Origin of the sequence: Caulobacter segnis (assembly GCF_003243465.1) — a bacterium.
GTDB lineage: Bacteria > Pseudomonadota > Alphaproteobacteria > Caulobacterales > Caulobacteraceae > Caulobacter > Caulobacter segnis_A.
The window spans coordinates 1-26985 of sequence record NZ_QFQZ01000068.1 but is presented as its reverse complement, the minus strand read 5'-3'; the positions used below and the strand labels follow the sequence as shown (position 1 = coordinate 26985).

The 26985-nt window shown below is 67.3% G+C and carries 29 protein-coding genes; 23 read left to right on the top strand and 6 right to left on the bottom strand.

The window, feature by feature from the left end:
• From secY to DI526_RS17830, 7 genes are all read left to right on the top strand, one after another.
• The coding region (secY, locus tag DI526_RS17860) for a preprotein translocase subunit SecY (RefSeq protein ID WP_304280822.1) at positions 1-967 on the top strand (967 nt) is incomplete at its 5' end.
• Positions 968-1101: 134 nt separating this feature from the next.
• A complete protein-coding gene (locus DI526_RS17855) occupies positions 1102-1671 on the top strand; it encodes an adenylate kinase (protein WP_304280820.1) in 570 nt (189 codons plus the stop codon).
• A gap of 175 nt (positions 1672-1846) precedes the next feature.
• Positions 1847-2215: a 30S ribosomal protein S13 gene (gene rpsM / locus DI526_RS17850; protein WP_066684382.1), complete on the top strand. Its 369-nt coding sequence runs from the start codon at positions 1847-1849 to the stop codon at positions 2213-2215.
• Positions 2216-2228: 13 nt separating this feature from the next.
• The gene (gene rpsK, locus DI526_RS17845; RefSeq protein WP_010919150.1) at positions 2229-2618 is read left to right on the top strand and encodes a 30S ribosomal protein S11; all 390 of its coding nucleotides are present in this window, start codon (positions 2229-2231) and stop codon (positions 2616-2618) included.
• A 78-nt stretch (positions 2619-2696) separates the two neighbouring features.
• Positions 2697-3713 carry a DNA-directed RNA polymerase subunit alpha gene (locus DI526_RS17840; RefSeq protein WP_184720769.1) on the top strand — a complete coding sequence of 339 codons (1017 nt, stop codon included), beginning with the start codon at positions 2697-2699 and terminating at the stop codon, positions 3711-3713.
• Positions 3714-3916: 203 nt separating this feature from the next.
• Positions 3917-4330, top strand: a complete 414-nt coding sequence (rplQ, locus tag DI526_RS17835; protein ID WP_304280812.1) for a 50S ribosomal protein L17 — start codon at positions 3917-3919, stop codon at positions 4328-4330.
• Positions 4331-4911: 581 nt separating this feature from the next.
• A complete protein-coding gene (locus DI526_RS17830) occupies positions 4912-6897 on the top strand; it encodes an ATP-dependent endonuclease (protein WP_304280811.1) in 1986 nt (661 codons plus the stop codon).
• Positions 6898-7033: 136 nt separating this feature from the next.
• On the opposite strand, the gene DI526_RS17825 is transcribed toward DI526_RS17830, so the two are convergent.
• Positions 7034-7861 (bottom strand): ABC transporter permease, encoded by an 828-nt coding sequence (locus DI526_RS17825; protein WP_304280809.1) that lies wholly within the window; start codon positions 7859-7861, stop codon positions 7034-7036.
• Positions 7861-8778, bottom strand: a complete 918-nt coding sequence (locus DI526_RS17820; protein WP_304280807.1) for an ABC transporter ATP-binding protein — start codon at positions 8776-8778, stop codon at positions 7861-7863. The genes DI526_RS17825 and DI526_RS17820 overlap by 1 nt, the downstream gene beginning before the upstream one ends.
• Before the next feature lie 172 nt (positions 8779-8950).
• Between DI526_RS17820 and DI526_RS17815 the strand changes: the two genes are divergently transcribed.
• From DI526_RS17815 to DI526_RS17760, 12 genes are all read left to right on the top strand, one after another.
• The gene (locus DI526_RS17815; protein ID WP_304280805.1) at positions 8951-10189 is read left to right on the top strand and encodes an ectonucleotide pyrophosphatase/phosphodiesterase; all 1239 of its coding nucleotides are present in this window, start codon (positions 8951-8953) and stop codon (positions 10187-10189) included.
• 87 nt (positions 10190-10276) lie between these two features.
• A complete protein-coding gene (locus tag DI526_RS17810; RefSeq protein ID WP_304280803.1) occupies positions 10277-10729 on the top strand; it encodes a VOC family protein in 453 nt (150 codons plus the stop codon).
• Complete coding sequence (locus tag DI526_RS17805) at positions 10726-11061, top strand: MmcQ/YjbR family DNA-binding protein (RefSeq protein WP_304280801.1); 336 nt, start codon at positions 10726-10728, stop codon at positions 11059-11061. Before DI526_RS17810 ends, DI526_RS17805 begins: the two co-directional genes overlap by 4 nt.
• On the top strand, positions 11058-11387 hold the full coding sequence (locus DI526_RS17800) for a helix-turn-helix transcriptional regulator (RefSeq protein WP_304280799.1): 330 nt from the start codon (positions 11058-11060) through the stop codon (positions 11385-11387). The genes DI526_RS17805 and DI526_RS17800 overlap by 4 nt, the downstream gene beginning before the upstream one ends.
• Positions 11384-11878, top strand: coding sequence for an SRPBCC domain-containing protein (locus DI526_RS17795; protein ID WP_304280797.1), 495 nt, complete (start codon positions 11384-11386; stop codon positions 11876-11878). Before DI526_RS17800 ends, DI526_RS17795 begins: the two co-directional genes overlap by 4 nt.
• A complete protein-coding gene (locus DI526_RS17790; protein ID WP_304280795.1) occupies positions 11875-13128 on the top strand; it encodes a TCR/Tet family MFS transporter in 1254 nt (417 codons plus the stop codon). The genes DI526_RS17795 and DI526_RS17790 overlap by 4 nt, the downstream gene beginning before the upstream one ends.
• Before the next feature lie 93 nt (positions 13129-13221).
• A complete protein-coding gene (locus tag DI526_RS17785) occupies positions 13222-14640 on the top strand; it encodes a DegQ family serine endoprotease (RefSeq protein WP_304280793.1) in 1419 nt (472 codons plus the stop codon).
• Between the two features lie 37 nt (positions 14641-14677).
• Positions 14678-15979: a replication-associated recombination protein A gene (locus DI526_RS17780; RefSeq protein ID WP_304280791.1), complete on the top strand. Its 1302-nt coding sequence runs from the start codon at positions 14678-14680 to the stop codon at positions 15977-15979.
• 71 nt (positions 15980-16050) lie between these two features.
• Positions 16051-16278 carry a hypothetical protein gene (locus DI526_RS17775; RefSeq protein WP_304280789.1) on the top strand — a complete coding sequence of 76 codons (228 nt, stop codon included), beginning with the start codon at positions 16051-16053 and terminating at the stop codon, positions 16276-16278.
• On the top strand, positions 16275-16406 hold the full coding sequence (locus tag DI526_RS17770; protein ID WP_304280787.1) for a hypothetical protein: 132 nt from the start codon (positions 16275-16277) through the stop codon (positions 16404-16406). The genes DI526_RS17775 and DI526_RS17770 overlap by 4 nt, the downstream gene beginning before the upstream one ends.
• Entirely contained in the window at positions 16360-17232 is an 873-nt protein-coding gene (locus tag DI526_RS17765; protein ID WP_304280785.1) for an RluA family pseudouridine synthase, read from the top strand. The genes DI526_RS17770 and DI526_RS17765 overlap by 47 nt, the downstream gene beginning before the upstream one ends.
• Before the next feature lie 12 nt (positions 17233-17244).
• Positions 17245-17754 (top strand): hypothetical protein, encoded by a 510-nt coding sequence (locus DI526_RS17760; RefSeq protein WP_304280783.1) that lies wholly within the window; start codon positions 17245-17247, stop codon positions 17752-17754.
• Between the two features lie 89 nt (positions 17755-17843).
• Here the strand turns inward: DI526_RS17760 and DI526_RS17755 are convergent, their stop codons facing one another.
• Positions 17844-19076, bottom strand: a complete 1233-nt coding sequence (locus DI526_RS17755; RefSeq protein ID WP_304280781.1) for a hypothetical protein — start codon at positions 19074-19076, stop codon at positions 17844-17846.
• 161 nt (positions 19077-19237) lie between these two features.
• Between DI526_RS17755 and crcB the strand changes: the two genes are divergently transcribed.
• Together crcB and DI526_RS17745 are read left to right on the top strand one after the other, a co-directional pair.
• Positions 19238-19621 carry a fluoride efflux transporter CrcB gene (crcB, locus tag DI526_RS17750; RefSeq protein ID WP_304280779.1) on the top strand — a complete coding sequence of 128 codons (384 nt, stop codon included), beginning with the start codon at positions 19238-19240 and terminating at the stop codon, positions 19619-19621.
• Complete coding sequence (locus tag DI526_RS17745; protein WP_304280777.1) at positions 19618-20616, top strand: RluA family pseudouridine synthase; 999 nt, start codon at positions 19618-19620, stop codon at positions 20614-20616. Before crcB ends, DI526_RS17745 begins: the two co-directional genes overlap by 4 nt.
• A 76-nt stretch (positions 20617-20692) precedes the next feature.
• On the opposite strand, the gene DI526_RS17740 is transcribed toward DI526_RS17745, so the two are convergent.
• The gene (locus DI526_RS17740; protein ID WP_304280775.1) at positions 20693-21967 is read right to left on the bottom strand and encodes a DUF1501 domain-containing protein; all 1275 of its coding nucleotides are present in this window, start codon (positions 21965-21967) and stop codon (positions 20693-20695) included.
• On the bottom strand, positions 21964-23409 hold the full coding sequence (locus DI526_RS17735) for a DUF1800 family protein (RefSeq protein WP_304280773.1): 1446 nt from the start codon (positions 23407-23409) through the stop codon (positions 21964-21966). The genes DI526_RS17740 and DI526_RS17735 overlap by 4 nt, the downstream gene beginning before the upstream one ends.
• Positions 23410-23464: 55 nt before the next feature.
• On the opposite strand from DI526_RS17735, the gene DI526_RS17730 reads away from it, so the two are divergent.
• Entirely contained in the window at positions 23465-24190 is a 726-nt protein-coding gene (locus DI526_RS17730; protein ID WP_304280771.1) for an ATP12 family chaperone protein, read from the top strand.
• A 153-nt stretch (positions 24191-24343) separates the two neighbouring features.
• Positions 24344-25876 carry an acyl-CoA carboxylase subunit beta gene (locus tag DI526_RS17725; RefSeq protein WP_304280768.1) on the top strand — a complete coding sequence of 511 codons (1533 nt, stop codon included), beginning with the start codon at positions 24344-24346 and terminating at the stop codon, positions 25874-25876.
• A gap of 9 nt (positions 25877-25885) precedes the next feature.
• Here DI526_RS17725 and DI526_RS17720 read toward each other — a convergent pair whose 3' ends face one another.
• Positions 25886-26608, bottom strand: coding sequence for a hypothetical protein (locus DI526_RS17720; RefSeq protein WP_304280766.1), 723 nt, complete (start codon positions 26606-26608; stop codon positions 25886-25888).
• Between the last annotated feature and the right edge of the window lie 377 nt (positions 26609-26985).

The following is a 26985-nucleotide window of genomic DNA, read 5'->3' as shown; positions in this document are numbered from 1 at the left end:
GGTGCTGGCCGTGGTTCAGTCGGCGTCGATCGCCATGGGCCTGGCGGCCCAGCCCGGTGTCGTCGTCGACGGCGTCGGCCATGTCTTCTTCATCATCTCGACGGTCGTGGCCCTGACCGGCGGCACCCTGTTCCTGATGTGGCTGGGCGAGCAGATCACCAGCCGCGGCGTGGGCAACGGCGTCTCGCTGATCATCTTCGCCGGCATCGTCGCCCGCCTGCCGATCGTGCTGGGCCAGATGCTGGTGCAGGGCCAGACCTCGGGCAACTACACCCCGCTGTTCCTGATCGTGATCGGCTGCGTGGCCGCCATCCTGGCCATCGTCTTCATGGAGCGCTCGCAGCGCCGCCTGCTGGTCCACTATCCCAAGCGCCAGCAAGGCAATCGCATGATCGGCGGCGAAAGCTCGTTCATGCCGCTGAAGATCAACACCGCCGGCGTGATCCCGCCGATCTTCGCCTCGAGCCTGCTGCTGCTGCCGACCACGGCCATGCAGTTCGTGACGACCACCAACCTGCCGGAATGGGCCTCGTGGCTGCCGGGCGTGGTGGGCGCGCTGCAGCACGGCCACCCGGCGTTCCTGATCTTCTACGCCCTGCTGATCATCTTCTTCTCGTTCTTCTACACCTCGGTCGTGTTCAACCCCGAGGAGACGGCCGAGAACCTGCGCAAGTACGGCGGCTTCCTGCCGGGCATCCGCCCGGGCAAGCGCACCGCCGAGTACCTGGACTACGTGCTGACCCGCCTGACCGTGATCGGCGCGGCCTACATCACCGCCGTCTGCGTCGCGCCGGAACTGGTGATGATGGCGATCAAGTCGAACCAGTTCGCCCTGGGCGGCACCTCGATCCTGATCGTCGTGACGGTGACCATGGACACGGTCGCCCAGATCCAGTCGCACCTGCTGGCCCACCAGTACGAGGGCCTGATCAAGAAGTCGAAGCTGCGGGGCGGCCGCGGCCGCTGACGCTGACTTCGACTTTATTACAAGCGTCGGAAGCCGGTTTGTCACAAAACCGGCTTCCGTTTTTATTGCCGGGGCTCTAGGTCTGCTCCGGGAGACAGCCGGGCGCAGACTCGGCGACGCGCGAAGGGGCTTTCATGAACTTGATCCTGTTCGGTCCGCCGGCGGCGGGGAAGGGCACACAGGCCAAGCGTCTGGTCAGCGAGCGCGGCATGGTCCAGCTCTCGACGGGCGACATGCTGCGGGCCGCCATTGCTTCGGGCTCGGAGCTGGGCCAGCGCGTCAAGGGCGTGCTGGATCGCGGTGAGCTCGTCACCGACGAGATCGTCATCGCCCTGATCGAGGATCGTCTACCCGAGGCGGAAGCCGCCGGCGGCGCGATCTTCGACGGTTTTCCGCGTACGGTCGCCCAGGCCGAGGCCCTGGATAAAATGCTCTCGGCGCGCGGTCAGAAGATCGACGTCGTTCTCCGACTCAAGGTAGACGAGCCGGCTCTGATCGATCGGATCAAGAAACGGTTCGAAGAGCAGGGACGGCCTGACGACAATCCGGAAGTCTTCGTGACTCGCCTGGCCGCCTACAACGCCCAGACCGCGCCGCTGCTGCCTTACTACGAGGGGCAGGGGAAGCTGAAGGAACTGGACGGGATGGGTTCGGTCGAAGCCGTGGCCACGTCCATCGACGCCGCTCTCTCGGGAGCTGCCTAACAAAGCCCGAATTCACCGGATGTCCGGTGGATTCAGTTGTTGACGGAAGCGAAACGATCCCTATAACGGGGCGCTTCCGCGAAAGGGCGCGATCCGTGCGCGCCGGTCTTGGTCTTCTGGATCGAGCCGGGCGCGCCGTTCGCGTCTTTAGTGCGTGACTAGGAGAACATTAGACGTGGCCCGTATCGCAGGCGTCAACATCCCGACGAACAAGCGCGTTTTGATCGCGCTTCAGTACATTCACGGCATCGGCCAGAAGTCCGCTCGTGACATCATCACGAAGGTGGGCATCGAGGATGCGCGTCGCGTCAATCAACTGACCGACGCCGAAGTCCTCGCGATCCGCGAGACGATCGACCGTGACTACACCGTCGAGGGCGACCTGCGTCGCGAGAACTCGATGAACATCAAGCGTCTGATGGACCTGGCCTGCTACCGCGGCCTGCGTCACCGCAAGGGCCTGCCGGTCCGCGGTCAGCGCACCCACACGAACGCCCGCACCCGCAAGGGTCCGGCCAAGCCGATCGCCGGCAAGAAGAAGTAAGGTAGCCTGACCGATGGCCAAGGAACCGGCTCGCGTTAAACGTCGCGAACGCAAGAACATCACCTCGGGCGTGGCGCACGTGAACGCCTCGTTCAACAACACCATGATCACCATCACCGACGCCCAGGGCAACACGATCTCGTGGTCCTCGGCCGGCATGATGGGCTTCAAGGGCTCGCGCAAGTCGACCCCGTACGCCGCTCAGATGGCCGCCGAAGACGCGGGCAAGAAGGCTGCGGAACACGGCGTGAAGACCCTGGAAGTCAACGTTTCGGGCCCGGGCTCCGGTCGTGAATCGGCCCTGCGCGCTCTGCAAGCCGCGGGCATGACCATCACGACCATCCGCGACGTCACGCCGATCCCGCACAACGGCTGCCGTCCGCCCAAGCGTCGTCGCGTCTAGTATTTTTTAGACCACAATCTTCCTTCGCCGGCTGCGCCAAACGCGGCCGGCGAGCCGCGTTCAAGGGACCCGAGCCACGTGATCGAAAGAAACTGGAACGAGCTGATCCGTCCTGAGAAGCCGCAGATCGAAACCGGCGCCGATGCGACTCGCAAGGCCCGTATCGTCGCCGAGCCGCTCGAGCGCGGTTTCGGCGTGACGCTCGGCAACGCCCTGCGTCGCGTTCTTCTCTCGTCGCTGCAAGGCGCCGCCGTCACCGCCATCCAGATCGATGGCGTGGTGCACGAATTCTCATCGCTCGAAGGCGTCCGTGAAGACGTCGTCGACATCGTTCTGAACATCAAGCAACTGGCCGTGCGCATGCACGCCGAAGGCCCCAAGCGCATGACCCTGCGCGCCACGGGCCCCGGACCGGTCACCGCCGGCCAGATCGAAACCCCGGCCGACATCGAGATCCTGAACCCCGACCACGTGCTCTGCACGCTGGACGACGGCGCCTCGGTGCGGATGGAGTTCACGGTCAACACCGGCAAGGGCTACGTCCCGGCCGACCGTAACCGTCCGGAAGACGCGCCGATCGGCCTGATCGCCGTCGACGCCCTGTACTCGCCGGTCAAGCGCGTCGCCTATCGCGTCGAGCCGACCCGTCAAGGCCAGTCGCTGGACTACGACAAGCTGATCCTGGAAGTGGAAACCAACGGCGCCGTCACTCCGGTGGACGCCGTGGCCTACGCCGCCCGGATCCTGCAGGACCAACTGCAGATCTTCATCACCTTCGAGGAGCCGAAGGCCAAGTCGGCCGACGAGTCCAAGCCGGAACTGCCGTTCAACCCGGCCCTGCTGAAGAAGGTGGACGAGCTGGAACTGTCGGTCCGTTCGGCCAACTGCCTGAAGAACGACAACATCGTCTACATCGGCGACCTGATCCAGAAGACCGAAGCCGAGATGCTCCGCACCCCGAACTTCGGCCGCAAGTCGCTGAACGAGATCAAGGAAGTGCTCGCCGGCATGGGTCTGCACCTCGGCATGGACGTGCCGAACTGGCCGCCGGAGAACATCGAAGACCTGGCCAAGAAGTTCGAAGACCAAATCTAAGAACCTTCGAAGCCTATCGCGCTAAATCCGGGCCGCTCTTCCTCTCTTCGGAAAGGGGGAGCGGCCTGGGCCTTTTGAAGCCGCTACGCGGTGGAGGGCCCCGGCGCTTCGCTCTGAACCCGGTCGGGACGGACCAGGATTGGTGACAATCAGGCGCTCCTCGTCAGGACGCCGCTCGGGCCAAGCGCCCAGGAGAGAAGAAAATGCGTCACGGCTACGCCCACCGCAAACTGGGCCGCACCTCGGCTCACCGCACCGCCATGTTCGCCAACATGTCGGCCTCGCTGATCAAGCACGAGCAGATCGTCACCACCCTGCCGAAGGCCAAGGAACTGCGTCCGATCGTCGAAAAGCTGGTCACCCTGGCCAAGCGCGGCGACCTGCACGCGCGTCGTCAGGCCATCAGCTCGGTTCGCGACGTCGAACAAGTCGGCAAGCTCTTCGCGGTCCTCGGCCCGCGCTATAAGGACCGTCAGGGCGGCTACATCCGCGTTCTGAAGGCCGGCTTCCGCTACGGCGACAACGCCCCGATGGCCGTGATCGAGTTCGTCGACCGCGACGTCTCGGAAAAGGGCAAGGACTCGGGTCCGGTCTACGTCAACGACGCCGAAGACTAAGAGATTTCAGCGTGAGCTGAGACGAGAGGCCCCGGAGCGATCCGGGGCCTTTTTCGTTGGGCGCTTAGTTCGGGATAGACCTTCGACCCACGCTGACATTCTCAATATCCCGACCTCCCCGGCGAATGCCGGGGCCCAGATTCATCCTGGGCGGGTGGAGGGACGCGACTTAGCTCCGCGCTGACCGGATGGGCGTCCCTGGGTTCGATCTGGGTCCCGGCATTCGCCGGGAAGGTCGGATATCTGGATGGACGCTGAAGGCCGCTATCGACCCTGAGCGGACGTTCTGGTTTCGTCGCCAAGCGCGCGGGCGTGACTCACTGGAGGCGTCGGAGGCGGCCAGGTTGAGGATTCGCGCGGCAATTTCGAACTCACACCGATTTAGCTGTCGCGCCCTTCGATTTGGCCTAACGCGAGGGCGCTTGCTCTTCCAAACTGGCGCGGATGTCATCCCGGCGGTTTCTCTAGGTTAAATGGTCGCGTGCCCCCCGCTTCGTGCCCGCTCCGGCAGCCGGGGAATATCCATTGCGCAGATCCAGGGGATAGGGTTCAATCTTTTGCAACCCTGACAAGAGTTTGCCATGAAGATTAGATCGGTAAAGATTTCGAATGTCCGAAGCTTTTTAGAGCAGCAAACGCTGCTCGTGGACGGCGAAATCGCGATTCTTGTTGGCCCGAATGGTGGCGGTAAAACAAACCTACTCGACACAATAATTATCGCCATCAAGCGCTACCTGATGCCGCCAGCATACATACGGCAAATCCCGCAGCCGCACGACCCGTATTACCACGATTTTACCTACAACGATCAGCTCAACAACACGCCGCTAGACAGGTATTCTGGCTCGGAAGGCGAACCCCAAGAAGTTGAGATCGCATTCGAGGTGACGACGCAAGACATCGCAAACATTGCGATGATTAAGGCGGATGCCAAGCGCCTCGTGAAGGCCGAAAAGCGAAACGTGCATGGCAGCCGGAGTGAAGGGGCAGCTGACTGGGATCTCAGTATCCTAAATGCAGGCGACGTTGTTTCATTAAGAATTGAGAATGGCAATGTCTTCGCTAGGGCGCCAGGTGAACATCTTTTTCTTAACTACCTTCAAGCTTATGAAGCTGACAACTCGTTGCGCCGCTTGAGCGGAATGCAGGAACTCCGCGAAACACTTCTCTATTTGCCCGTCAACCGCACCGCGCAGGACGTAAGTGCCGAGGTCGTCCTAGCAAATGTTAACGCGTCCGATCTAAAGCGCCAGTCCGATGCGATGACCTCAAAACACCCGAGTAGCATTTCGAACAGAGCGATCGCCACTATCGCTCAGAGCCACCGCCGCTTAGAACAGACGCATGGTGCTGGGGCCCTAGACAAGCTTAAGGCTGAGCCGAATATGACGCGGCTCACGAAGGCGTTGACCGCTCTTGGATACGAGTGGAGCGTCGAATGTATCAACCCTGACAACAACACTTATACAATCTTGCTGGAAAAGCAGGGCTCCGCATTCCGCATCGGAAGTGCGTCGTCCGGCGAGCGTCAACTGCTGACCTATCTTCTTGCCATCTACGCGTTGGACGTCCGCGACGCCCTGATCTTGATCGATGAGCCAGAGCTCCATTTGCACCCTCGCTGGCAGAAGGCTCTGCTGAACCTCTTTGAGCAACTTAGCGTCGAGACGGGTAATCAGTTCATCATGGCTACCCATTCGCCAACCTTCATATCGCCGACCTCCGTTCAGTATGTTTCCCGTGTCTTTTCGGAGAACCAGCGCAGTCGGATTGTGCGGCTTGAAAGGAGAGGTCTACCTGGGACCAAGCATCGTTTTGATGCGATCAACAGTCAGAACAACGAACGTATATTTTTCGCTGACCTAGTGGTGCTGGTAGAAGGCCCCAGCGACCGCATGGTCATGGAGCGAATGCTTGCCGCCCGCGAAGCTAAAGAGAGCGCTGGCGGCGCCACGGTAGAAGTCGTCGCTGTGCACGGTAAGATGATGTTTTCTCATTATTCAGCTCTTCTAAAGGCATGCGGCGTTCGAACTATTCTAGTCGCGGACTTCGACTATGTGCAGCAGATCGGAAATGACGAGATCAAATCCATGCTGGGCGTAAACACTAAGAAGATAAAGGAGGCTATCGGCGACCCGAGCAGTTTCGACGGAGCCACCATCGTGGCGATGATCGATGACACAATAGCGCAAGGAAAATGGGTTGGGTCGACCGAAGAGTGGAAGCGCATAAAATCCGTGCGAACAAAACTCCGCCCTGACCTTTCGCCCGAAGACATGGCTAAGATCACGAAATTCATCGACGGTAAGCGAGCCGACGACATCTACGTTCTAAAGGAGGGTACGCTGGAGGCTTACCTCCCGAGCGGCTACGGGGGAAAGGACATCGACAAGTTGATTGCATTGATCAACGAGCCCGATTTCGAGGAGCGCCTTCCGGAACCGCATCGGCGCGAGTTGTTCGAGATTGCTGACGCGATAGAAAAGGCCCGCCAGAATATCGCCGCGCGCACCGTAGTGGCCAAGATTGGTGAAACAGTGGGGGATACTGTAGCCGTCCTTGGATAGCGCGGCATCGGTTGCTTATTTCGCTCGATCGCAGCTTCTGGCGCAAGCCGGCCGCTTGGCGCGCCCCGCCCGAACGCCCGCAAACCACCCTGAGCAGTCCCAGGTTTGGTCCGCTTTGATGAGGCGGTCGCCGCCCTTACTCCTTCGTCAGATCCTGCCGCCGGAACAGCCACACCGCCGCCGCCGCCAACGCCGCCGTCCAGACCACCAGAGCCGCCAGCGCCACGCCCGCCGAGCCGCCCGCGGCGCCTAGCTGATCCGGCGCCAGCAGCGCCGCGCGGAGCAGGTCGGCGTCGAAGACCGGCATGGACAGCAGTTTCCAGCTGGGCGGCCCCTGTTCCATCATCCGCAGGGCCCCCGAGAGCACCGTCTGCACGAACCGCACGCCCAGGCAGGCGATCACCACGCCCATCGTCGAGCGCGACAGCACGCCCACGCAGGCCGCGAGCGCCGCCAGGGTCATGGCTTCCAGCCAGGTGATGGCCAGCACGCCGACGATGTCGAACGGGTTGCGGTCGAGCACCGACATCGCCACCGCCTTGCCGTTGATGGCCGAGCCGATCAGCGCCGCGAAGGCCGACAGGACGGCCGACAGCAAAAGGCTCCAGAACACCGCCTCGCCAACGACGACCAGCTTGGCCAGAAGCAGGTTTTGGCGGGTGTTGCGCGGGGTGAGCAGCCGCCAGGTCTCCCAGCGGTAGTCGCCGGCCAGCACCGCCGCCGCCCCGATCATCAGGAACAGCGCGCCAAAGGTCGAGGCGCCGTTGGACAGGGTCTTGATCACCTGGTCGACCAGGCCGACCGTGACGCCGGGCAGGGGCTTCTTGATCACGAAGCGCAGGAAGAGGTCGCCGCCCACGCTGAGCAGGGCGCCGATCAGCGGGGCGAAGCAGAAGCCCCAGAACAGGGTCGAACGATCGCGCAGCAGGCGAAAGCGTTCGGCGGCGATGGCGTCGGCGAGCATCAGGCGGCTCCTTCCACGGTCGTGGCCGTGGGCGTCTGCCCCAGCGTTTTCAGATAGACCCCTTCGAGGTCGACCTCGCGCCAGCGGGCCTCGACGATCTCGGCGCCGGCCTCGACCAGGGCGCGGATGACGGCGGGGGCCTCGGCGCGCGGGATGTCGGCCAGGAGGGCGTCCGGGCCGTCGGCCTCGCCGCGCGCGCCCAGCACCGACAGCGCCGGGGCGAGGGGAGAGGCCAGGGTCAGGCGCAGCCGGGCCTCGCCGGCGGTCAGTTCGGCGACGCCGCCTTCCGCCACCACCTTGCCGCGCGAGAGGATGGCGACGCGGTCGCAGACGCGCTTGACCTCGTCCAGCTGGTGGCTGGCCAGGATGACGGTGACGCCCTCGCGCTTGGCCAGGTCCACGATCAGGGCGCGGATCTCCTGGATGCCGGCCGGGTCCATGCCGCTGGTCGGCTCGTCGAGGATGACGAGTTCGGGCTTGGTCAGGAAGGCGGCGGCCAGCCCCAGCCGCTGCTTCATGCCGACCGAGAAGCCGCTGGTGGCGCGGTCGGCGGCGTGGGTCAGGCTGACCCGCTCCAGCCAACCGCCGACGTCGGCGTCCTTCTTGCCGCTCTCAAGCGCCAGCATCGTCAGGGTGTCGCGCGCCGTCAGATAGGGCGGGTAGCGCGGCGTCTCGATCATCGCCCCGACCTTCCGCAGGGCGGTGATGTCGCCGGGCGCGGCGCCAAAGAGGCGAGCCGCGCCGCTGGTCGGACGCACCAGGCCCAGGGCGATCCGGAACAGGGTGCTCTTGCCCGCGCCGTTCGGGCCCAGCACCCCGAACACGCCGCCGGCCGGAATGGCGATCGAGAACTCGTCGAGGGCGCGCACCGCCCCGTAGGTCTTGGTGAGGCGGTCGGCCTCGAGGGCGATCGACATGCGATAAATCCCGGACGCCGAACGAGTCGGCTCGACGCGGGAACTATGGCCAGCCGACCGGGGCTCGCCAAGTTAAGTCGCCGTCATGGCGCCGCGCGAACGGCGATCGTCACACGGCGGAAACATCCGTGGTCGATCAGGCTAAAACCGCTATTCCAGTCGAGCTTGCTTCATGGCCCTTCGCCGTTTGCTGTCCCTAGCCGTCCTGGCCGGCCTTCTCCTGGCCGCCGGCCCGACCCAGGCGCGCGAAAAGGCGCCGCATCTGACAATCCTGGTCTCGTTGGACGGCTTCCGCGCGGAGTATCTGGACCGCGGAGCCACGCCGACGATCCAGGCGTTGGCGGATGACGGCGTGCGCGGCGCCATGCGGCCCTCGTTTCCCAGCCAGACCTATCCGAACCACTACACCCTGGTCACGGGCAAGCGTCCCGACCGTCACGGCGTGGTCGCCAACGAGATGGAGGACGCCGTCATCGGCGGGCCGAAGTTCACGATGAACGGTCCCACCGCCAACGACCCGCGCTGGTGGAACCAGGCCAAGCCGTTCTGGATTTCCGCCGTCCAGCAGGGGAAGCCCGCCGCCGCGATGTTCTGGCCGGGCTCGGAGACGCAGATCGACGGCGCGCGGCCGACGCGCTGGGCCAAGTACGACACCAACCTGCCTTACGACGTCCGGGTCGATCAGGTTCTGGCCTGGCTGGACAGCGCCGACGGGCCGCCGCTGGCCTTCAGCACGCTCTATTTCGACGCCGTCGACACCGAGGGGCACCACTACGGTCCGGACTCGCCAGAGCTGCGGGCGGCCCTGGTCAGGGTCGACGGCGCCGTGGCGAGGCTGGTCGCGGGGCTGAAGGCGCGAGGCCGTTTCGAGGCCACCGACATCATCATCGTCGCCGATCACGGCATGGCGCCGCTGCCGGCGGCCAATCGCATCGTGCTCGATGACCTGATCGACCTCTCCAAGATCCATCTAGTGACCCGGGGCGCGATGACCAGCTTCTCGCCGGCGCCCGGGCAGGCGGCCGCCGTCGAGCGGGCTTTTCTCACGAAGCCTTTGCCGCACATGACCTGCTGGAAGAAGGGCAAGGTTCCGGCGCGGTTTCACTACGGCAAGAACCCTCGTGTGCCGGCCATTGTCTGCCTGTCGCAGACCGGCTGGTACACCACGACCCTCGCCGCCAAGGCCAAACCCGGCAAATGGGACGACAAGGACGGCGGCGCCCATGGCTTCGATCCCGCTGACCCCATGATGCGCGCGCTGTTTGTGGGCCATGGGCCTTCGTTCAAGGCGGGCGTGCGCCTGCCGCTGTTCGACAATGTCGACGTCTATCCGCTGCTGGCCAAGATCACGGGCGTGCGGCCGGAGCCAGGCGACGGTTCGCTGAAGATCGTCCAACGCGCCTTGCGGTAGGTGGCGGCGGACGGACAGGTCGCGGGGCGCTTGCGCATATAGTTGCGATATGCGTTAAATATTGCGTCCATCGCAAAGGAGTATGCCGTGCGCCGTCCCGGTCTGGTGTCCGCCATCGTCTATGACGATCCTAAGGCCGCCGTCGCGTGGCTGCAGCAGGCGTTCGGCTTTTCGATTGCCTTGCTGGTCGAGGACGATCAGGGGCGGTTGGCGCATGGCGAACTGACCTTCGGCGACTCCACCGTGATGATCGGCTCGCCCTGGCACGGGCGGCTCGCCAGTCCGGATGGGCTTGGCGGCAAGACCACCCAAACGGTTCATATCCAGATCACCGGCGACGTGGATGTCCATTGTGCGCGAGCCCGCGCGGCCGGCGCGCGGATCTTCGCCGAGCCGGAGACCCAGTTCTACGGCGACCGCACCTACCGCTGCTATGATCCCGAAGGCCATATCTGGACGGTCGCCGCGCCGGTCGAGTCCGTGTCGATCGCCGAGATGGAGGCGCGTAGCGGCCACAAGATCAGCGCGCCGTCGACATGATCAGTCCTGACGACTTCCGACGGCTCGCCCTGGAGCTGCCCCAGGCGACCGAGAGCTCGCACATGGGAACGGTCGACTTCAGGTGCGGGACGATCTTCGCCACGCTCGGCAATCCGGACGCCGCCTGGGCCATGGTCAAGTTGACGCCGGACCAGCAGGAGATGCGCGTCGCCGCCGAGCCCGAGGTGTTCGTTTCAGTTCCGGGCGGATGGGGCAGGGGCGGAGCGACGCGCCTGCGCCTGGCCGCTTGCGACGAGGCGACGGCGCGCGGCGCCCTGCTGGACGCCTGGCGAAATGCGGCGCCGAAGACGCTCCTGGATCGGCAGCCTTGAGCGAAGCTCTGGACCGGACCCTGGCGGCCCTGGCCGATCCGTATCGCCGGCGGGCGGTCGATCTGTTGCGGGAGCGGCCGCGCCGGGCGGGAGAACTGGCGGAAAGCCTGGGGCTTTCCCCGCCCGCCATGAGCCGACACCTGCGGGCCCTGCGCCAGTCCGGCCTGGTCGAAGAGAGCCATCCCGAGTTCGACGCGCGGGTCCGGGTCTATCGCCTGCGCCCAGAACCCATGGCGGCGCTGAAGGCCTGGCTCGACGCCGCCGAGGACCTGTGGGCGGATCAGCTGGTGGGGCTGAAAACCCATGTCGAGGGCAAGGCGCGGTGAGCTCCAGGATCCTTGTCGCGCTGCGCATCGACGCCTCGCCCGAGGCGGTGTTCGACGCCTTCGTCGGAGACATTGGCCTGTGGTGGCGACCCAACCCGCTGTTCGCCTTCACGCCGCGCTCGCCGGGGACCATGGCCTTCGAGGACGGGCGTCTGGTCGAGCGCCTGGCGTCGGGCAAGGTCTTCGAGGTCGGCCGCGTGCGGGTCTGGGAGCGCGGCGCGCGGCTGGTGTTCGGTTGGCGTCAGGCCAGCTTCGCGCCGGGCGTGGAGACTGAGGTCGAGGTGCGGTTCGACGCTGTCGACGGCGCGACCCGCGTCACGGTCGAGCATCGCGGCTGGGACGCCGTGCCCGCTGACAACGTCGCGCGACATGGCTTTCCCAATGCGGTGTTCCTGCACCGGCACGGCGAATGGTGGCGCGCCTTGCTGGCGGGGCTTGCGAGCCGGACGAACAGCCGCCAACTAGGGGCGGCCGGGGAGGGCGACGCATGAGCGATACGCAGATTACGGGAGGTCGGCGCCAGGCGGCGCTAGGCTTCATCTTCATCACCGCGATCATGGACGTGCTGTCCTTGGGCGTGATGATCCCGGTGCTTCCCAATCTGGTGAAGGCCTTCGGCGGCGGCGACACGGCGGTGGCCGCCGACTGGAACGTGCTGTTCGCCACCACCTGGGGCGTGATGCAGTTCTTCTGCTCGCCGATCCTGGGCCTGATGTCGGATCGCTTCGGCCGCCGGCCGGTGATCCTGACCTCGATCTTCGGCCTGGGCGTCGACTTCCTGTTCATGGCCTTCGCGCCCAGCCTGTGGTGGCTGTTCGTCGGGCGTATCTTCAATGGCATGACGGCGGCCAGCTTCTCGACCGCCAGCGCCTATGTCGCCGACGTGACCACGCCCGAGACGCGCGCCAAGGGCTTTGGCCTGATGGGGGCGGCGTTCGGCGTCGGCTTCACCTTTGGGCCGGCGCTGGGCGGCTGGCTGTGGACCTTCGACCACCGCCTGCCGTTCCTGGTCTGCGCCGGTTTGGCGCTGTGCAACTGGTTGTACGGCTTCTTCGTCCTGCCCGAGTCCCTGCCGCCCGAACGTCGCCAGGCCCGTTTCGACTGGAAGAAGGCCAATCCGGTGGGCTCGCTGCGGCTGCTGCTTCGCCATCCCGGCCTGCTCGGCCTGGCCGGTGTCGGCTTCCTGTTCCAGCTGGCCCACAACGTGCTGCCCAGCGTCTTCGTGCTCTATATGGGCTTCCGCTATGGCTGGACGCCGGGGGTGATCGGCCTGACGCTGATGGCCAGCGGGATCTCCAGCATCATCGTCCAGGCGCTGGTCGTGGGGCGGGTGGTCAAGGCCGTGGGCGAGCGCGGCGCCCTGCTGATCGGCCTGTTCTCGGGCTTCGCCGGCTTCATGGTGTACGCCCTGGCGCCGACGGGCCTGCTCTATCTGTGCGGCCTGCCGCTGTTCGCCCTCTCTGGGCTGATCATGCCGGGGCTGCAAGGCCTGATGACGCGCCGCGTGGCGCCGAACGAGCAGGGCCAGCTGCAGGGCGCGAACTCGGCCTTGATGGGCGTCTCGTCGATCATCGGCCCGTCCCTGTTCCTGCTGCCGTTCGCCTTCGCGGTGCGCCACGACGCGACCTTGCATCTGCCGGGCCTGCCGGTCCTGATCGCCGCGGCGCTGATGCTGTGCGCCACGTTGCTGGCCTGGGCCAAGGCGAGACCGGCGCCCGCGCTGGAACCGCAATCGGCCTGAGGGCTTAAGTCCACGCCGAAACCTTGACCTTTCGCCGCCTTAGACTCGCCAGAAATCTTCGGTGAGTTCCCGAGGAACCGTGAGGAGCCGTCCTTGACCACCATGCGCAACCTTCGCGCCCTGCTGCCCGCCCTTGTCCTGCTGACCGCCTGTTCGAACCCGAGCGGGCAGTCCAACGCCCAAGCCATTCCAGACATGCCCCAGCCCACGCGCCGGGTCCCGACGGATGCGGCGTCGATGAAGCAGTCTTTCTCGCCGGTGGTGAAGAAGGCCGCGCCGGCCGTGGTCAATGTCGCCAGCCGCCGTGTGGTGCAGCGTCGCGTCGATCCGTTCTGGGACTTCTTCACGGGCGGCGGCGGGGGCGGCTCGCAGGTGCAAGGCTCGCTGGGTTCGGGCGCGATCGTCCGCGCCGACGGGGTGATCATCACCAACCACCACAATATCGACGGCATGAGCGACATCACCGTCCAGCTGGCCGACCGCCGCGAGTTCCCGGCCGTGGTGCTGCTGGACGATCCGCGCGCCGACCTCGCCGTGCTGAAGATCGACACCAAGGGCGAGAAGCTGCCGGTCATGGCGATCGACGACCAGGAGCAGCTGGAGGTCGGCGACCTCGTGCTGGCCATGGGCAATCCGTTCGGCGTGGGCCAGACGGTGACCAACGGCATCGTCTCGGCCCTGGCGCGCACCGATGTCGGCGCGGCGGACTTCGGCAGCTACATCCAGACCGATGCGGCGATCAATCCGGGCAACTCCGGCGGTCCGCTGGTCGACATGGACGGCGACCTCGTGGGCATCAACACCTTCATCATCTCGCGCTCGGGGTCATCCAGCGGCGTCGGCTTCGCCATCCCGGCCCGCGTGGTGCGCCAGGTGGTGAGCGCCGCGCTGGGCGGCGGCCACAGCATCGTGCGTCCCTGGCTGGGCGTGAAGGGCCAGACCGTCACCGGCGAGATCGCCAGGAGCCTGGGCATGACCGCGCCGCGCGGCGTGCTGGTGGCGCAGGTCTATCCCGGCTCGTCGGCCGACCGGGCGGGGCTGAAGGAAGGCGACGTCATCCTGGCGATCGACGGCCAGCCGGTGAACGACGAGGGCGGCGGCGCCTTCGCCATCGGCACCCACAAGCTGGGCGACCGCGTGCCGATGCAGATCCGCCGCGGCGATCGGGAGCAGACCATCACCGTCCGGGCCGACGCCGCGCCGGACACTCCGGCGCGCGACGAGCGCACCCTGTCGGGCAACAACCCGTTCAACGGCGCGACGGTTCTGAACCTCTCGCCGGCCGTGGCCCAGGAGATCGGCGCCGACCCCTTCGCCGGGCGCGGCGCGCTGGTCAGCAAGATCGGCCCCGGCTACGCCGGCAGCTGGATGCGCCCGGGCGACTTCGTGCGCAGCGTCAACGGCCGGCAGATCAACACGGTGGCCGATCTCGCCTCGGCCGTGGCGGGCCGCACCGGACGCTGGACCGTCACCATCGAACGCGGCGGCCAGCTGATACAGGCGCAGTTCTAGGTTTGGAGCCTTTCCCGGCGGCCTGCTAGAAGGGGTCATGTCCGATCTCTTCCAGGCCGCCGGCCTGACGCCGCACGCCCCGTCCCCGCTCGCCGACCGCCTGCGGCCCCAGACCCTCGACGAGGTGGTGGGCCAGCAGCACCTGCTGGGGCCGGAAGGTCCGATCGGCCGGATGGCGGCGGCGCATCGCCTGGCCTCGATGATCCTGTGGGGGCCGCCCGGCACCGGCAAGACCACGATCGCCCGCCTGCTGGCCAAGGCCGGGGGCTACGAGTTCCAGCAGATCTCGGCGGTGTTCTCGGGCGTCGCGGACCTGAAAAAGGCCTTCGAACAGGCCCGCGCGCGACGCATGGCCGGGCAGTCCACCCTGCTGTTCGTCGACGAGATCCACCGCTTCAATCGCGCCCAGCAGGACGGCTTCCTGCCGTTCGTCGAGGAGGGGATCGTCACCCTGGTCGGGGCGACGACCGAGAACCCATCGTTCGAGCTGAACGGCGCCTTGCTGTCGCGCTGCCAGGTCTTCGTGCTCAAGCGCCTGACCGAAGAGTCGCTTGAGCAGCTCCTCCAACGCGCCGAGACCGCCGAGAACCGGCCACTGCCGGTCGACGCCGAGGCCCGTTCGGCCCTGGTGGCCATGGCCGACGGCGACGGCCGCTACCTGCTGACCTTGGCCGAGACCCTGTTCTCGATCGGGACGGACAGTCCGCTGAACCCGACGCAGCTGGGCCAGTTCCTGCAGAAGCGCCGCCCGGCCTACGACAAGGACCGCGAGGAGCACTACAACCTCATCTCGGCCCTGCATAAGTCGGTGCGCGGCAGCGATCCCGACGCGGCGCTCTACTGGCTGGCCCGGATGCTGGAGGGCGGCGAGGACCCGCTGTTCATCGCCCGCCGCCTTGTGCGGATGGCGTCTGAGGACATCGGCGCGGCCGACCCGCTGAGCCTGCTGCTGACGACGGCCGCCAAGGACGCCTACGACTTCCTGGGCTCGCCGGAGGGCGAGCTGGCCCTGGCGCAGGCCGTGGTCCACATGGCCAGCGCGCCGAAGTCGAACGCCGTCTACACCGCCTACAAGGCCGCCCGCCGCGCGGCCAAGGAGACCGGCAGCCTGATGCCGCCGGCCCATATCCTCAATGCTCCGACGAAGCTGATGAAGTCGCTCGGCTATGGCGACGGCTACGCCTACGACCACGACGTCGAGGGCGGCGTCTCGGGCCAGAACTACTTCCCGGACGGCATGGAGCGCCGGCGCTTCTACGAGCCCAAGCCCATCGGCGCCGAGGCCAAGGTGCGCGAGCGGCTCGAAGCGTGGGGTAAGGTGCGCAAGGACGGCAAGTAGGGCGAGCTCAGGGTTGCGCTATCGTCCAGATTGTTCTTTATTTGTTCTCGCCTGTGACGAGCGAGACGAACATGGCCACATCCTTCGATCTGGAAAGACGTGAAGCCGATCTGCAGGTCCGTCTGAAACTATTCACCACGAACATGACCACCTACGCTTACGCGGTCATGGGCGCATCGTTCATCGAGCCCTACATCAAGGGCGCGGGCTTCAAGCGGGCGAGCTTCGTGGGCATTGGTCTCGCCCTCGTCCTTCACGCGATCGCGTGGTACGCTGCGCCGCGCGGAGAAAAGCCATGACGCCTCTGGAGGCCATCATCTATATCCTCGGCCCGATCGGTATCGGTGTCGGTATCTATGCGCTTTTTTTGAAGCGCGAACTTGATGAGCTGCAAGCTCAGCGTCGCGAGAAACATTCCGCTGAATAAGCCGTCCTCTGCGGGCTCGCGTCCGCCCCGCCGTGCCCCTGGCGTCGCCAAGCCCAAGGCCGTCGACTGTCCCATCACCCTGACGCTCGACGAGATCGCGGCGGCTCGCTCGTGGGTGCTGTACGAGGACGAGGCGATCATCGTGCTCGACAAGCCGGCCGGCCTGTCCAGTCAGGGCGGCCGGATCAAGGCTCACACGCTGGACGACCTGCTGTGGGCGTTCGCCAAGCCGGGAAAGGCGCGGCCTCGTCTGATCCACCGCCTGGACCGCGACACCTCGGGCGTGATCCTGACGGCCAAGACCAAGCCCGGCGCGGCCTTCCTGGGCGAGGCCATGATGGCCAAGCGCTTCCGCAAGAGCTACCTGGCCATCGTCGCCCCGGGCGCGCCGGAGCCCAAGGGCGGTATGATCGACAGCCCGCTGCGGCGAGAGTCGATCGGCCGCGAGGCCTATATGCGCGTCTGCGCGCCGGGCCATCCCGAGGCCGAGACCGCCCGCAGCCGCTATCGCACCCTGGCGGCCAATGCGACGGCGGCCTTGGTCGAGCTGTCGCCGGACACGGGCCGGATGCATCAATTGCGCGTTCACATGGCCTCGATCGGCCGCCCGCTGGCGGGTGACAGCCGCTATGGCGGCGCACTGATGCTAGGGGGCGTGGCCGTGCCGCGCCTGATGCTGCACGCCGCCCGGCTGACGTTCCCGCACCCGCTGGGCGGCGAGCGCAAGATCATGGCCCCGCTTCCGTCGGATTTCATCGAGATGCTGACCGCGCTGGCGTTGCCGATCCCGGAACACCCCGCGTCGGACGCCGTTGAACAGGCCTGAAGAGGCACGCCCATGAAGATCGCCAAACCGCTCGTCGCCGCCCTCCTGTCGGGCCTGGTGCTGACCGCCTGCGCCAGCGCGCCCACCGTCTACCGGGCGCGCGCCGCCGCGCCCAACGACACCGGCTATTCCGAGTATCGCCTGGAGGCCGGACGCTATCGGGTCACCTTCCAGGGCGGTCCTGGCGCGCCTCAGGCCCAGATCGCCGACTACGCCCTGTTGCGCGCGGCGGAATTGGCGCTGCGGGACGGCTATGACTGGTTCCGCGTCGCCGACCGCTCGACCTCGGCCTCGGGCTATGATCGTGGTCCGCGGATGTCGGTGGGCGGCGGCTCGGCCAGCTTCGGCCGCCGCACCAGCTTTGGCCTGGGGCTGGGGACAAGCTTCGACCTCGGACCGGGGCCGTCGTTCAGCCAGTCGATCGAGGTGGTGTTCGGCAAGGGCCCGACGCCGCGCGACCGCGACGCCTACGATGCCCGGGAGATCGTCAAGACGATCGGCTATGGCCGGGGCCGGGTCTAGAGCGTGAGGCCGAAAGTGGAAGCCGGTTTCGGCTGTCCTCACGCTCCAAGTGTCTGATTTAGAGCCTTTAGCCCCGACGCAGGCGCGCCCTAGGCCGCGGCCTGGCGCTTCAGCGGATAGGCCGCGCGCAGGGCGGCGTGGCTGAGGCCGGCAGTCTCGGCCGCCGCGAAGAAGCCCTCCGCGGGCAGTCCCTGAAGGGTCGTCATGGCGGCGAGGCCGCGCGCGTCACGGCCGAACGCCATGATGTCGGCGGCGATCTTGCCGGCGTCTCCCGCCAGGTCCGATGCGTCCAGCGTCAGGCCCGCCAGGCGGGCGTCGCGCAGCACGCGCAGGGCTTCGCGATCCGGGGGCACCCTGGCGATCACGCCCCGCGTCAGGGCGCGCAGCAGGCCGACGACCTCAAGCAGGCGGCCGGCTGGCGTGCCGCGTGTGACGTCGACCAGCTCGATCATCACGCCGCCGCGCAGGAGACCGAGCGACAAGCCGGCGGTGCCGGTCAGCAGGTCGCGGCCGCGCTGGGTGCCCAGCGTGCGGAACGAGGCCGGCAGGATCAGCTCGGGCGTATGGGGGCCCTGGGCCGAGCGCGCGAACACCGCCGCATATTTCAGGCTCGACTCGTCGATGAAGGCGACATCGCGGTCGGAGAGCTTGGTCAGGGCGCGGGCCGAGGCCTGGCGACCACTGGCCAGGTGCGTGACCATCGGCTCGATGCGCACGGCCGTGGTGATGTTGCGGCGCAGGTTGACCACATGCTCCAGCGTGAAGTCCACCCGCAGCGCCGCCCCCGCGGCGGTGGTGAAGGCGACGGGCGTGCGCCGGGCCTCGTCGGACGGATCGACCGCGATGCGGACCGGCGAGCGGTCGGAATCGCGGCGGGCCCGAGCGGCCAGGATGATCGTAGGGTCGATGCGCCGGCAGACGGCTTGACCGCCCTCCACGCCGATTACCGAGCGGACGCCCAGTTCAGCAGGATCGGCGGCGCCCAGCAGGTGGGTCAGCACGTCCTCGAGAATCCGCACGCTGGTCGCCTGGGCCGCCAACCCCTGGTCCTGGGTCGTGGCGATCAGGAATTCGCTTTCCGAGATGCGCGCCCGCAGGTCGTTGCGGTCGAGGTGCTCGGCCAGCTTGCGCTCGACATAGGTCCAGACATCGGTTCGCTTCTGGGCCCACCAGTCGCCGGCCCACATGCGTATGGCCTTGACGCTGATGACATTGACCGACCCGCGCGCCACCAGGTCCGTGCCCGCGAGGCGCTGGATCACGGGGCCCGGCAGGGCCACGCGGTCTGTCACGTCGGCGGAGGGTTGAGGGGCGCGGGACATGGCTCTGGCTCAAGATACCGCGACAAAATGCCGTCCGCGCGCTTAACGAGTGGTGATCAAAACGGGTTTCCGAAGTTGTTTACCGAGAAAGAAATCGGGGAAAATCAGAGGAACAATCTTGAGAGCTTGGCGTTGTCGGCCGCTCGGAGCATAAGACTTCCATGAACAAACTGCTTCTCGTGGCCGCCGGCGGGGCCGTCGGATCGGTCGCGCGATACCTAGTCGGCGTCGGCGCTTTACGCACGTTCGGCTCGGCTTGGCCGTATGGAACCTTCACCGTCAATATCGTGGGCGGGTTTCTAATGGGTTGCCTGGCGTCCTGGCTGGCGCATCGCGGCGCGGCGGCGAGCGAGCCCTGGCGCGTCTTGCTGGGCGTCGGCGTGATGGGCGGCTTCACCACCTTCTCGTCCTTTTCCCTGGAGACCGCGCTCATGATACAGAAGCGCGCCTATCTCCAAGCCTTCTCCTATTCCGCCGCCAGCGTGCTTCTGTCCGTGGCGGCCCTGTTCGCGGGCCTTCTGATCGCCCGCAGGATCTTTGCATGAGCACCCCCAAGGAAGTTCGCACCCTCTACGTCGACGCCGGCGAGGAAGGCGTGCGCCTGGACCGCTGGTTCAAGCGGCGCTGGCCGCACCTGAACCATATCCAGCTCAACAAGCTGTTCCGCTCGGGCCAGGTACGGGTCGACGGCTCGCGCGCCAAGGCCGACACCAAGCTGGCGGCCGGCAGCCAGATCCGCGTGCCGCCGCTGCCCGACGCGCCCGATCCGGCCGACAAGGGCAAGCTGTCGGCGCGCGACGTCGCCTACGCCAAGTCGCTGGTGCTCTATGAGGATGAAGAGGTCCTGGCCCTGAACAAGCCGGCGGGCCTGGCCGTGCAGGGCGGCACCAAGACGACCAAGCACATCGACAAGCTGCTCAGCGCCTGGGGCGAGGGCGTCGACCGCCCGAGGCTGGTCCACCGTCTGGACCGCGACACCTCCGGCGTGCTGCTGCTGGGCAAGACGCCCAGCGCCGCCGCGCGCCTGTCGGGCGCCTTCGCCAAGCGCAAGGCCCAGAAGACCTATTGGGCCATCGTCGCCGGCAACCCGCACCCCACCGAGGGCGTGATGGAGCTGCACCTGGCCAAGCGCGGGGTCGGCGATCGTGAACTGGTGGTGCCCGCCCAGCCCAAGGACGCCGACGCCCAGCCGGCCGAGACCGAGTTCGTCACCATCAGCCGCGCCGGCCCGCGCGTCACCTGGATGGCGCTGCGCCCGCACACGGGCCGCACTCACCAGCTGCGCGCCCACATGAAGGCCATGGGCCACCCGATCCTGGGCGATCCCAAGTACGGCGACGAGAAGTCCGCGCCGCTTTCGGAAGGCCTGAAGCTGCAGCTTCACGCCCGCTCGATCCTGCTGCCGCACCCCTCGGCCGGCATGCTGCACATCGAAGCGCCGCTCAGCCCCGAGATGAAGGAAGGCTTCCGCAAGTTCGGCTTCTCGGAAGACGAGGCCGAACAGGACCCGTTCGCGCGGCGGCAGACCAAGCGGCGCTAAGGCGCAGCGCCGCTTGGTCCCCCACCTGGCCGCGCTGTCGGGGGGCGTGCGCGGCCATTCCGCCCTGGGGCGGGTCCTAGACCAGGCCGGTGAGCGGCCTGGCGGTCTTGCTGTCCGGAAACACCTTGGTTTCCAGCAGGGCGCGGTCGACGCCCATGTGATCGGCCAGCACGCCCTTGAACAGGCCGCGCATGTCCAGGGTCGGGGCGGTGTCGCGGTTCTCGAACAGGGCGTTTTGGGCCAGGCCGGGCCAGTCGCCGACGATCCCGCCGGACTTCAGGGCGCCGCCCAGGATCAGGCCGGTCGAGGCCGTGCCGTGGTCGGTGCCGCCGGTGCCGTTGACGCGGGCGGTGCGGCCGAACTCGGTCACGGCGATCACCACGGTGTTCTTCCATTCGCCGCCCAGGCCCGTGTGCAGGCCGTCCAGCACCGCGTCCAGGTAGGACAGGCGGGTGGCGATCTGGCCCGGCTGGCCGGCGTGGGTGTCGAAGCCGTCCAGGGAAATGGCCGCGATCTGCGGGCCGCCCGGCTGGACCATGAACCCTCCAAGCGTGGAGCCCAGCTTGCGGGCCGCCTCGTCGCCCTGGCGGTTCTGGCGATCGTTGGCCATGCTGGCCGACATCGAGGCCGGGGCGGGCGAGGCGGGCGTCGCGGCGGCCGCCAGATTCATGGCCGGCGACGGCGCCATCGCGGTCATCGCCCGCTGCGCCATGGTCTCGGTCTCCAGGCCGCGCGCGAACGCTGGGCCCAGCAGGGGATCGGTCTTGTAGAGATCCTGCAGCAGGGTGGGCAGCCGGGCGCTTTCGTCGACGCCCTTGCCCGGCGACCAGCTGGCCGCCTGAACCTTGCCGCGCAGGATCAACGGGGCGGTGGCCCCGACCGACAACCCCTCGACCTTCCGGGTGGGGGCGAGCGCCGCGAGCGTGCGGTTCAGCCAGCCGGTGTCGGCGCCATAGACCCCCGAGGCCCCGGTCTCCAGCACGTCCTGCGCCTCGAAGTGCGAGCGCGCGCGGTCCGGGCTGGCGATGGCCGGCGCGATGCGAGCCTGGCCCTTGCGGGCCAGGGCGTGGACGGTCGAGAGCTCCGGGTGCAGGCCGAAGGTCTCGTCCAGCTTCAGCACCGCCTCGGGCTTCATGGCGATCGAGCCCCGCAGCGCGGCGTAGTTCGGATCGCCCACCGGCGGCGAGACCGACAGGCCGTCCATGCCGCCGCGGCAAATGACGACGACCAGCTTATTCCTGGCCAGATCGCCTTCGGACGCGGCGAAGGCCTGGCTTCCCAGGAAGGTGACGCCGATGCCCAGGCTCGCGCCCAGGCCCAGCAGAGAGCGGCGGTTCAGGGGAGCGTTCATCGGCGTTGGAACTCCGGGCTCATCACGAGAAGGGCGAAGGCCTCGCGGCGGGTCTCGGCCCGCGACACGGCCTGGGCGACGGCGGGGGTCAGGCGCGCGCCCAGCGCCCCCGTCGCCAGGGCGCTTGGGTCGGTGCGGTCGGCGACGACGGCGGCGAAGCCCTGCGCCCATTGCATCCGCTTGATCAGGGCGTCGGGCGCGGCCCAGGTCTGGGCGTCCTCCGGCCAGCCCTTGGGCGAGGGGGCGGAGAAGGGCTTCTGGCCCAGGCCCGTCAGGATCGGCCCCAGGCGCTCGAACGCCGAGGGCTCGGCGCCGATCAGCCGCCAGGTCGACAGGGTGTACTCGTAGGGCGTCTTGAACTTGGCCGGCGTCGGATCCCAGGCCTCCGGGCTCTCGATCAGGGCCTGGGCGACCTTGGCCAGGTCGCCGCTCGTCTCCATCCAGCGACGCTCCAGCCGGTCGGTCAGAGATGAGGGCGGGGCGTCGGAGACGAAGTGGCGGGCGATCTTCCCGCACACGTGGCGGGCGGTGTGCGGATCGGCCGCCAGGTCGGCCAGAACGGCCATGCCCTGCTTCAGGCCCATCTGCCCGTAGTGGCGGCCCATGATGGTCCGGGCGCCGGGTTCATGGGCGGCCTCGCGGAACACGTACTGTCCCGCGCGGTCCTCGGCGTCGCGACCGATCGAAAAGCCGGTCAGGGCGCGGGCGAACTCGGTGACGTCGGCCTGGGTGTAGCCCGCGTCGACGCCGACCGTGTGCAGCTCCAGGATTTCGCGCGCAAGATTCTCGTTAAGGCCCGCCTTGCCGTTTCCACGGCGCGCGGCGGCGGCCGCGGCCTGGCTGTTGGGACCGATGGACTGAGCCTGATCCAGATAGGTCAGCATGGCCGGATGGGTCGAGGACGCCACCAGCAGGTTCTCGAAGCTGTCGAAGACGTGCGGCCGGATCGCTTCGCGCTCGAACGGACCGATCAGCACCGAGGTGATCTGCTTGGTCGACGAGACGGTGAAGTGGTTGGCCCAGAACAGCGCCCAGCGCTCGCGGAAGGCCGCGTCGGTGTTGGCCGCCAGGCGCGCGCGGGCCAGGAAGTCCGCCTCGACCTTCTCGCGCAGCGCCCGCTGGGCGTCCTTGAAGGTCTGGGCGTTGGCGGCGGTCTTGTCGGCCTGGCCGTCCTTCTGCTCGCGCTCCATCTTCCGCTGCTGCTGGAAGTCGCGCATCTGCGCGAAGCGCTGGCCCGCGGTCTCGCCGCCGTCCTGCGGCAGGTCCGCGCCCTCGCGGCGAATCTGGCCGGCCAGGAAACCCTTCGGATCGGCCTTGGCGGCCTCGATCTCGCCGGGACGGGCGCCGAGGCCGAAACGGGTGACCGCGATGGCGGCCATCATGTCCTTGCTGGGCAGGCTCAACGGCCGCTCTCCCTTGCGCGACGACGTGACATTGCCCATTCAACGCGGGTCCGCCGCCGTTCCGTCGCGGCCGGTCCCGAAAAATGAGTTTCCCGTGTCCGACAAAGCCGAGCTGCTGCTGAAACCCAAGCGCTTCTACAAGGCGGCTGCGGCCGCGCCGGTGGACGGTGGCGTCGCTGTCCAGCTTGACAGCCGCACGCCCAAGTCGCCGGCCAGGAAGCCGCTGATCCTGCCGACCATGGCCCTGGCCGACCTCGTCGCCGCCGAGTGGGACGCGCAGGTCGAGTTCATCGACAACAGCCTGATGCCGGCCACCCGCCTGGCCTTCACGGCCATCGACCGCGTGTCCGAGACCCGCGCCGAGGTCGCCAAGGAAATCACGGCCTACGCCGCCTCCGACCAACTGTGCTATCGCGCCGACAGCCCCAAGGCGCTGGTCGAGCGGCAGGAACGGGAATGGGGCGCGATCCTGGACTGGGCCAAGGCCGAGCACGGCCTCGCCTTCACGCCGGTCGCCGGGATCATCCACCAGCCCCAGCCTCCGGCCACCCTGGCCGCCGTCGAGGCCCTGGCCCTGACCCTGGACGACTTCACCCTGACGGGCGCGGCCTTCGCGGCCGGCCTGTTCGGCTCGACGGTCCTGGCCCTGGCGGTCCGGGCCGGACGGCTGACCGGCCAGCGCGCCCTGGACCTGTCGCGCCTGGACGAGATCTACCAGGCCGAGCAGTGGGGCGAGGACGCCGAGGCCAAGGCGCGGGCTGAGGCCCTGGCGGTCGAGGCGGCGATGATCGAGCGCTGGTTCGCGGCGCTCAGGCGCTGATGCGGCCGCGCTGGCCGTGTTCGGCCCGCGAACGAACTGAAAAGCTATGCTGCGCTGCCGCAAGGTCCGCCTTGCGCCGAGCCTCCGCCCTCGCTACGCCTGCTTAACAAGGCGGAACGCCGCCATCGATAAGCCTGGCAGGGGAGTACGCGCGTGCAGCACATTCTCAACGAACTCGACCGTCGTCGCGAACAGGCCAAGGCCGGCGGCGGCGAGAAGCGGGTCGCCGCCCAGCACGCCAAGGGCAAGCTGACCGCCCGCGAGCGGATCGACCTTCTGCTGGACGAGGGCTCGTTCGAAGAGTTCGACATGTTCGTCGAGCACCGCTGCGCCGACTTCGGCATGCAGGACCAGAAGGTGCCCGGCGACGGCGTCGTCACCGGCTGGGGCACGATCAACGGCAAGGTCGTCTACGTCTTCTCCAAGGACTTCACGGTGTTCGGCGGCAGCCTGTCGGGCGCGCACGCGGCCAAGATCGTCAAGGTCCAGCGCCAGGCCATGAAGGTCGGCGCGCCGGTCATCGGCTTGTTCGACGCCGGCGGCGCGCGCATCCAGGAAGGCGTCGACAGCCTGGCCGGCTATGCCGACATCTTCCTCGAGAACGTGATGGCCTCGGGCGTGGTGCCGCAGATCAGCGTGATCATGGGCCCCTGCGCCGGCGGCGACGTCTACAGCCCCGCCATGACCGACTTCATCTTCATGGTGAAGGACACGAGCTACATGTTCGTGACCGGTCCGGACGTGGTGAAGACGGTCACCAACGAGGTCGTCACGGCCGAGGAGCTGGGCGGCGCGCGCGTCCACGCCGCCAAGTCCGGCGTCGCCGAGGGCGCTTTCGACAACGATCTCGAGGCCATGACCCAGGTGCGCCGCCTGGTCGACTTCCTGCCCTCGTCCAATCGCGAGCCCGCGCCGGAGCGTGAAACCTTCGACGAGGCGCTGCGCGAGGAGCCCAGCCTCGACACCCTGATCCCGGCCGATCCGACCAAGCCCTACGACATGAAGGAGCTGATCCTGAAGGTCGTCGACGAGGCCGACTTCTTCGAGATCAGCAGCGAGTGGGCCAAGAACATCATCGTGGGCTTCGCCCGCATGGACGGCGAGACGGTCGGCGTGGTCGCCAATCAGCCGCAGGTCCTGGCGGGCGTGCTCGACATCGACTCAAGCCGCAAGGCCGCCCGTTTCGTGCGCTTCTGCGACGCCTTCAACATCCCGATCATCACCTTCGTCGACGTGCCGGGCTTCATGCCCGGGACCAAGCAGGAGTACGGCGGCCTGATCAAGCACGGCGCCAAGCTGCTGTTCGCCTATGCCGAAGCGACAGTCCCCAAGATCACCGTCATCACCCGCAAGGCCTATGGCGGCGCCTATGACGTGATGAGCTCCAAGCACCTGCGCGGCGACCTCAACTATGCCTGGCCCACCGCCGAGATCGCGGTGATGGGCGCCAAGGGGGCGGTGGAGATCATCTTCCGCCAGGAGGCCAAGGACCCGGAGGCCCTGGCCGCCCGCGAGGCCGAGTACAAGAACGCCTTCGCCAATCCGTTCGTCGCCGCCCAGCGCGGCTATATCGACGACGTGATCATGCCCCACGGCACCCGTCGCCGGATCGTGCGGGGCCTGAAGAGCCTTAAGGGCAAGGAACTCTCCAACCCCTGGAAAAAGCACGACAACATCCCGCTTTAGGCGGGATGGTCAGCCCGTCAGGCGGTTGGCCCAGGCCTGGACCGCCGGCTGGCTGGCGATCAGCGCGTGTAGCGGGTGGGAGATCACGATGGCTCCCACGCCCCAGAAATAGGCCGGATGGATACGGCGCCGCGTGGCCAGGTCGTAGAGCGGCCCGATCAGGGCCAGGGCGATCACGATCGTGATCGACGCCGGGATGATCTGCGACAGGCCGAGCGCCCGCAGCGGGATCAGTCGCGCCACGGCGGGCCAGGTCAGCAGGATGGTGGCGCACAGCATCAGGCGCTTGTGCCACGCAGCCTTGCGACGCATCAGCACCGCCGAGGCGAACAATCCCGCGAACAGGGACACGTCCAGCAGGTCGGCGGCCATCATGTCGACCGGCCTGAAGAACGGCGGCACCGCCCCGCGCTGGATGGCCAGCAGGTTGGTGGCGAAGCCCAGCGGGATGATCGCCAAGACGAGGCTGATCGACAGCCAGCCCAGAGTCTTGTGCAGGCGGAGGTTCCGCTGGCCGATCAGCCAGGCCTGGACGCCGAACAGGATGATCCACGCCGTCATCGCCGCGCCGTGCAGATGCACCCAGAAGGGCAAGCCGGGCGGCGGCAGGCTGGCCGCATAGCTGGGGCCAAAGCCCGCGGCCACCACCAGCGCCACGACGACCGCCATCACAATGAAGAAGCCACGGTCGGAGCCCGGCCCGAACCGCCTGTCCATGTCGATCGTCGTCATGCCCGCCCCTCCGCACTCGCCGGACTGATGTTGAACGATGTTATGCGATGGGGAAAGAGGGGCCAGCGACCACCGCCGTGGGCGCGGAGGGGGCCTGACTTGTAATCCTCCTCTTAGCGGGGGGGAGGTGTCCGCGCAGCGGAAGGCGGGGGAAGTGCTGCTAGCCCTGCCTCTTCCCCCTCCGTCGTCTCTTCGAGCCGACACCTCCCCCCCGCCGGGCAGGATTACGAGCGTTCGTAGCGCTCGATGATCCGCGTAGACGAAATCGAACCCAACGATTTCAACGGCTTGTCATTTTTACACGCCGCTGGATCATCCGCGTTGAAACCGCATCCATACTCAGAGCTGTCCCCGTCGCGGGGGAGGGCGCTTGGATC

Coding starts and splice junctions, on each gene's coding strand:
- DI526_RS17855 (WP_304280820.1), top strand. CDS start 1,102: ATGAACTTGATCCTGTTCGGTCCGCCGGCGGCGGGGAAGGGCACACAG.
- rpsK (WP_010919150.1), top strand. CDS start 2,229: ATGGCCAAGGAACCGGCTCGCGTTAAACGTCGCGAACGCAAGAACATC.
- rplQ (WP_304280812.1), top strand. CDS start 3,917: ATGCGTCACGGCTACGCCCACCGCAAACTGGGCCGCACCTCGGCTCAC.
- DI526_RS17830 (WP_304280811.1), top strand. CDS start 4,912: ATGAAGATTAGATCGGTAAAGATTTCGAATGTCCGAAGCTTTTTAGAG.
- DI526_RS17825 (WP_304280809.1), bottom strand. CDS start 7,861: ATGCTCGCCGACGCCATCGCCGCCGAACGCTTTCGCCTGCTGCGCGAT.
- DI526_RS17820 (WP_304280807.1), bottom strand. CDS start 8,778: ATGTCGATCGCCCTCGAGGCCGACCGCCTCACCAAGACCTACGGGGCG.
- DI526_RS17815 (WP_304280805.1), top strand. CDS start 8,951: ATGGCCCTTCGCCGTTTGCTGTCCCTAGCCGTCCTGGCCGGCCTTCTC.
- DI526_RS17805 (WP_304280801.1), top strand. CDS start 10,726: ATGATCAGTCCTGACGACTTCCGACGGCTCGCCCTGGAGCTGCCCCAG.
- DI526_RS17790 (WP_304280795.1), top strand. CDS start 11,875: ATGAGCGATACGCAGATTACGGGAGGTCGGCGCCAGGCGGCGCTAGGC.
- DI526_RS17780 (WP_304280791.1), top strand. CDS start 14,678: ATGTCCGATCTCTTCCAGGCCGCCGGCCTGACGCCGCACGCCCCGTCC.
- DI526_RS17775 (WP_304280789.1), top strand. CDS start 16,051: ATGGCCACATCCTTCGATCTGGAAAGACGTGAAGCCGATCTGCAGGTC.
- DI526_RS17770 (WP_304280787.1), top strand. CDS start 16,275: ATGACGCCTCTGGAGGCCATCATCTATATCCTCGGCCCGATCGGTATC.
- DI526_RS17760 (WP_304280783.1), top strand. CDS start 17,245: ATGAAGATCGCCAAACCGCTCGTCGCCGCCCTCCTGTCGGGCCTGGTG.
- DI526_RS17755 (WP_304280781.1), bottom strand. CDS start 19,076: ATGTCCCGCGCCCCTCAACCCTCCGCCGACGTGACAGACCGCGTGGCC.
- crcB (WP_304280779.1), top strand. CDS start 19,238: ATGAACAAACTGCTTCTCGTGGCCGCCGGCGGGGCCGTCGGATCGGTC.
- DI526_RS17745 (WP_304280777.1), top strand. CDS start 19,618: ATGAGCACCCCCAAGGAAGTTCGCACCCTCTACGTCGACGCCGGCGAG.
- DI526_RS17740 (WP_304280775.1), bottom strand. CDS start 21,967: ATGAACGCTCCCCTGAACCGCCGCTCTCTGCTGGGCCTGGGCGCGAGC.
- DI526_RS17735 (WP_304280773.1), bottom strand. CDS start 23,409: ATGGGCAATGTCACGTCGTCGCGCAAGGGAGAGCGGCCGTTGAGCCTG.
- DI526_RS17720 (WP_304280766.1), bottom strand. CDS start 26,608: ATGACGACGATCGACATGGACAGGCGGTTCGGGCCGGGCTCCGACCGT.